Source organism: Acaryochloris sp. IP29b_bin.148 (assembly GCF_028285565.1).
GTDB lineage: Bacteria > Cyanobacteriota > Cyanobacteriia > Thermosynechococcales > Thermosynechococcaceae > Acaryochloris.
In genome coordinates this window covers 1-4,999 of record NZ_JANQOY010000065.1, presented here as the reverse complement: position 1 = coordinate 4,999, position 4,999 = coordinate 1, and the positions used below count along the sequence as shown (strand labels likewise).

Sequence of the window (4,999 nt, the reverse complement as noted above, 5' to 3'; positions counted from 1 at the left end):
TAAAGGTGGCGATCAACGGAATTACTGGGGACGAACAATCAATTCTTCTAGGGTACGGGTTTGGGTACTCGGATCATACCCAATCAGCTTAATGTAGCTGCGAGGGTGATCGTGCAGGCAAGTTTGTAACCCGGTCATGGCATCCGTCACGGTTCGCGGGGCTTGAGGCCAAGACCAGCTTCGCCACACATTGCCCGCCTTTTCCCGAGGGGTTGCCGTCTCTAAATTGAGCTGATGGCCTTGGCGCATTGCCTGTTGAAACAGGTGCTCAATCTCGCGGTCAGCAATAGAGTTAGGCCAGTCTCCATTGGAGTGGGAAGCCACATCAGCCTGGAGAAAGCCATTGGGTTCGCTTTGGAGAGCGGGAGACGACGGCAGCAACGGTTCAGCCTGCGCTCCTGAAACGTAGGCTTGGGCCAAGCCAGAGTTCTGTAGCCGATTCTGTTCTCCTACCATCGCCTCACCCAGGGCAATCAAAGGGTCCAAGGTCAGGGTAGGGGGTTGGATCTGTACCTGTCGGTTCGGAGAGTTGACCAAATAAGTCGAAATTTTACTAATGCCAATTGAGCGAATAAAGTCTCGCACCTGTTCGTCATAAACTCGCGATCGCAAGGCTCCAAAAAAGTCGATGGCCTGACTGGCAAAATGATTCACCAGCTGTTCAATCACGGAACGGGATAACCGATCCGGCTCAAAAATTCCCTGAACAATCCCCAACCGATCCTGATCGCTAGGCTGCCAGTAGAACTTCTCCATCCGCCCATCCCGCACCAGCGGCGCATAGAGGGTGGAAAAATCATTGCCCGTCACCAAAATTGGCACCCGGTGAATCGGCTGAGTATCATAGCTACCTGGTAGCTGAACATCCGTAGGGTTATCGGCAATATTCATCAAGGTACCGTTTACCAGCTGGGTATTAACGGTATACTGCGTCGTCTGATCCATTCGTCCCGCGCCCGCATCCAGGTCGTTAATCAGCAGCACACACATCTTGCCCCGCACTTTGATCAGCTCTGCTGCTTCTCGATAACGCATCCGAATCAAGCGCACTGGGTCTCCCGCATCGGGACTTTCCAACTCTCCCGCCGACATCCGTACAGGCTCAATGCCCATCTGCTCAAACACCAGCTCACACTGGAAAGATTTACCTTCTCCCTTGCGACCATGAATTCCCAAAATTAAAGGCACCCGCAGCCCTGGCAAATCCATAAAGTTCTTGGTGATATGGACGGCCAGCCGATCTAGAAAATGAGGTGATAGGTAATAACCCATGGTCGCAGCTCAAATGTTTGGAGAGTCAAGGTGGATCAAAGACAGGGACTTCATACCTAAAAATGTTTTGAAGTGAGTGAGAATAAATTAGGTACAACAGGATCAAAATTGCGATATCGCTTGAGTCAGAGCTGGAACTGCATCAATCCTCCACCTCAAGATCTACATACTCAGCAAATGAGCCCAGATCATGCACTTCGCCCTGAGCGACTTGCTGTATCCCTTGGCAAACAGAGGAAACGTGTTCAGGATTATCCCAAAGCCACAACTCTGATGCTGGGCATGAGGCCACGGGATCTAACAGAATTTGTCCAATCTCATTGATCAGCACACGATAGCGTTTCCTGGGAACAGCAGCATCCAGTCTAAGGCAGCCACAACCATCTGCTTGTACGAGATCTTTGACAACCTGAAACGCATGGTTATTCATATTGTCACTTCATCACTGACCTCATCCTAATCGCCAATCGGGTTAGGGGCCACCTCAGACTTTACTCTTCAGATCGATCTTGCTTAAACCAGTCCAGCCAAGCCGACCATTTCTGGATAATCACGGCCATTTCCGTATAGCCCGTACTGCCCGGATGATAGCCATCTCTCGCCTTAATATCGTTTAGCCAAATGCTGGAGCGAGAAAGAGGCGTCCAAATATCCAGATAGGGTACGTCTAACTCTCGACTGAGGATGCCGAGATTCTCGGAGAGTTCTTGGACCCGCTCGTTGTGGTTAGGATCTGCGATCGCAGGCGGACCAATCATCAAAATCGGATAGCGCAGCTTTGCCGTTCTAAAGATACGCCGAGCGTTTTCTAAAGAAAGAGGCATATCCACCCGGCAATGGTCATATTCTTGGACCGTATCATTCACCCCAAAGCTAAACACCACCCGACCATTCGTGCCCGCGGGGCAGCGAGATTGCACCTCTGATAACCAACGATCTTCAATATCCGCACTCGTATTTTGGCGAATGCCCAAGTTATAGCTGGTGAAATCATAGCCTCGTCGATACATCGTGGCACAGATACGGCCTGTCCATCCCAAACAGCCTAAATCGCCGACACCACTAACAAATGAATCCCCCACAAAACAAATCCGCAGATCCTTGTCATCCTTCGGCATGTTCCAAATACCCAATCCACTATTGCTAAGTCATATAGGCTGTACTGCAATTGTCAAGATATTGGCAGCACACTTTAACAAGCATCCCCCTTCACCTTGTACCTGTAGCCTGAGCCCATCGGGTCTGCCTTCAAGCATCACGAACAAAAAGTAGGAGAGGCAGGTGACCCTACCCCTCCTGAGCTTAAAAAGCGAAGACCCTATTCACACTAGAGTTTAGTAGGGGCGATACCCACTGTTATTGCCAGGCTTATGCACGATAAAGCTCATGACTTGGCATTGGCGAATATTGTCAAATCCAACGACCCGAATATACTTATCAGAATATTCAGAGCGGCACTCGCCAATTTCATACAAAACATCCTGCACAGCAGGGTTTTTGAACAGAGGCAACTTCCACATGGTCCAGTAGTATTCGGTGGGAGCAGGAGAATCGTTAAATTCAATCCCAGCAATATAGCCCTGGTCCAAAATGTACTGAATTTGCCGACGAATTTGATCGTCGTTGAGCGGTGGCAAGTAGGAGAAGGTCTCGAAACGTTGTTCTATAGGTAAAGTTCTCATTTTGTTGTCCGTAGTATTTCCATCAAAAACTGCAAAAAGGGTCCGAGGTTCGGGAGGGGCATCTAATCCTGCTCTTCTTCCTCATCAGTGTCCGTTTCAGCCTCCAGCACATTGTCATTTGAGAGCATATCTTCGTTGGAACTAGACTCTGGCGGCACCATTTGAGTCATCCGTTCCAGAAGTCGACGTCGATGTCCTACATTCGATTCTTGAATGCCGGTTTTTACCATCTCTGGCAAAAATTCAACGACCTCCTCCGCCAGATGCTCTCGAACGGTTAAGAGTCGCAACGCTAACTCCCGATCTTCTTGCATCAGCGCTTCCAGATACAGCTCACCGTCTTGGACTCGATCCGTCGAAGAAAATTCCGACAGCCAAATTCCCAAACCGGGATTTGTTTCATAGAGCTGAGTAATCACTAGTTTGGCCGCTTGATAGGTCAAATAGCTGATCAGCATTTGGGCTGTATCTTGGGCAACGCGTTTGTATTTCATGCAATCCAGCCCGTGGAACTGGGATTCGATCTTGCGTTGAACAGTGAGCTGGAAGAACACCAATCTTCCTCTATGAATTTAGGGCAAAGTCTGGCTTTGCCCTAAATTCAAGAGAATTAGACGGTATCCATGGCCTCAAATTCGAACTTAATCTCTTTCCAGACTTCTAGAGCAACAGCCAGTTCAGGACTCCACTTAGCCGCTTCACGTAGGATGTCGCCACCTTCACGGGTCATGTCACGACCTTCGTTACGCGCTTGCACACAAGCTTCAAGGGCAACTCGGTTAGCCGTTGCACCCGGTGCACAACCCCAAGGGTGACCCAAGGTTCCACCACCAAATTGGAGAACAGAGTCATCACCAAAGATTTCCACCAGAGCAGGCATGTGCCAAACGTGAATACCACCCGAGGCAACCGCCATAACGCCGCCCATAGAGGCCCAGTCTTGAGTGAAGTAGATACCACGGGAAGGATCTTTCTCGACATAGTTCTCACGTAAGAGATCCACAAATCCCATAGTGATGCCTTTTTCACCTTCCAACTTACCCACAACGGTACCCGTATGAATGTGGTCACCACCAGACATACGGAGACACTTCGATAGAACTCGGAAGTGCATACCGTGGTTCTTCTGACGGTCGATCACAGCGTGCATGGCTCGGTGAATATGGAGCAGCACTCCGTTATCACGACACCAGTGGGCCAACGAGGTGTTGGCGGTAAAACCACCGGTGATAAAGTCATGCATGATGATGGGCATTTCCAGTTCTTTGGCGAACTCGGCCCGCTTTAACATTTCCTCACAGGTGGCGGCGGTAACGTTAAGGTAGTGACCTTTAATTTCGCCAGTTTCTGCTTGAGCTTTATGGATGGCTTCAGCCACAAACAAGAAGCGATCGCGCCAGCGCATAAACGGCTGAGAGTTAATATTCTCGTCATCCTTAGTGAAGTCAAGACCACCGCGCAGACACTCATATACGGCTCTACCGTAGTTCTTCGCGGATAGACCTAACTTAGGCTTAATCGTACAGCCCAATAAAGGACGACCATACTTATTAATCTTGTCACGCTCAACGGTAATCCCATGGGGCGGACCTTGGAAGGTCTTCAGGTAAGCCACTGGAATGCGAATATCTTCTAGACGCAATGCTCGGAGTGCCTTAAAACCAAATACGTTACCCACCAAGGACGTCAGCAGGTTAGTGACAGAGCCTTCTTCGAACAAGTCGAGGGGATAGGCGATATAGGCAATATACTGATTATCTTCATTCGCAACTGCTTCGATGTCGTAGCAGCGGCCCTTGTATCGATCCAAATCGGTCAACAGGTCAGTCCACACCGTGGTCCAAGTTCCTGTTGAAGATTCAGCCGCAACCGCAGCGCCTGCTTCTTCCGGAGGAACACCAGGCTGAGGGGTCATCCGAAAGGCAGCAAGGATGTCAGTATCTTTGGGGGTATAGTCCGGCGTGTAATAGGTCAGTTTATAGTCTTTAACGCCAGCATCATATCCGGCCTTTGACTGAGTTCTAGTTTGTGAATAGGACATGTTG

The 4,999-nt window shown here is 49.6% G+C and carries 6 protein-coding genes; all 6 read right to left on the bottom strand.

Annotated elements, in window-relative coordinates; all coding sequences use genetic code 11:
- Positions 1–21: 21 nt before the first annotated feature.
- The gene (locus Q0986_RS06340) at positions 22–1,272 is read right to left on the bottom strand and encodes an AAA family ATPase (RefSeq protein WP_299406190.1); all 1,251 of its coding nucleotides are present in this window, start codon (positions 1,270–1,272) and stop codon (positions 22–24) included.
- A 142-nt stretch (positions 1,273–1,414) separates the two neighbouring features.
- The gene (locus Q0986_RS06335) at positions 1,415–1,702 is read right to left on the bottom strand and encodes a hypothetical protein (protein ID WP_299406187.1); all 288 of its coding nucleotides are present in this window, start codon (positions 1,700–1,702) and stop codon (positions 1,415–1,417) included.
- Between the two features lie 61 nt (positions 1,703–1,763).
- Complete coding sequence (locus Q0986_RS06330) at positions 1,764–2,390, bottom strand: GDSL-type esterase/lipase family protein (protein ID WP_299406183.1); 627 nt, start codon at positions 2,388–2,390, stop codon at positions 1,764–1,766.
- 216 nt (positions 2,391–2,606) lie between these two features.
- Entirely contained in the window at positions 2,607–2,954 is a 348-nt protein-coding gene (locus tag Q0986_RS06325) for a ribulose bisphosphate carboxylase small subunit (RefSeq protein ID WP_299406179.1), read from the bottom strand.
- Positions 2,955–3,016: 62 nt separating this feature from the next.
- Positions 3,017–3,448 (bottom strand): chaperonin family protein RbcX, encoded by a 432-nt coding sequence (locus Q0986_RS06320; protein ID WP_299406175.1) that lies wholly within the window; start codon positions 3,446–3,448, stop codon positions 3,017–3,019.
- A gap of 116 nt (positions 3,449–3,564) precedes the next feature.
- Positions 3,565–4,995 (bottom strand): form I ribulose bisphosphate carboxylase large subunit, encoded by a 1,431-nt coding sequence (locus tag Q0986_RS06315; RefSeq protein WP_299406194.1) that lies wholly within the window; start codon positions 4,993–4,995, stop codon positions 3,565–3,567.
- Between the last annotated feature and the right edge of the window lie 4 nt (positions 4,996–4,999).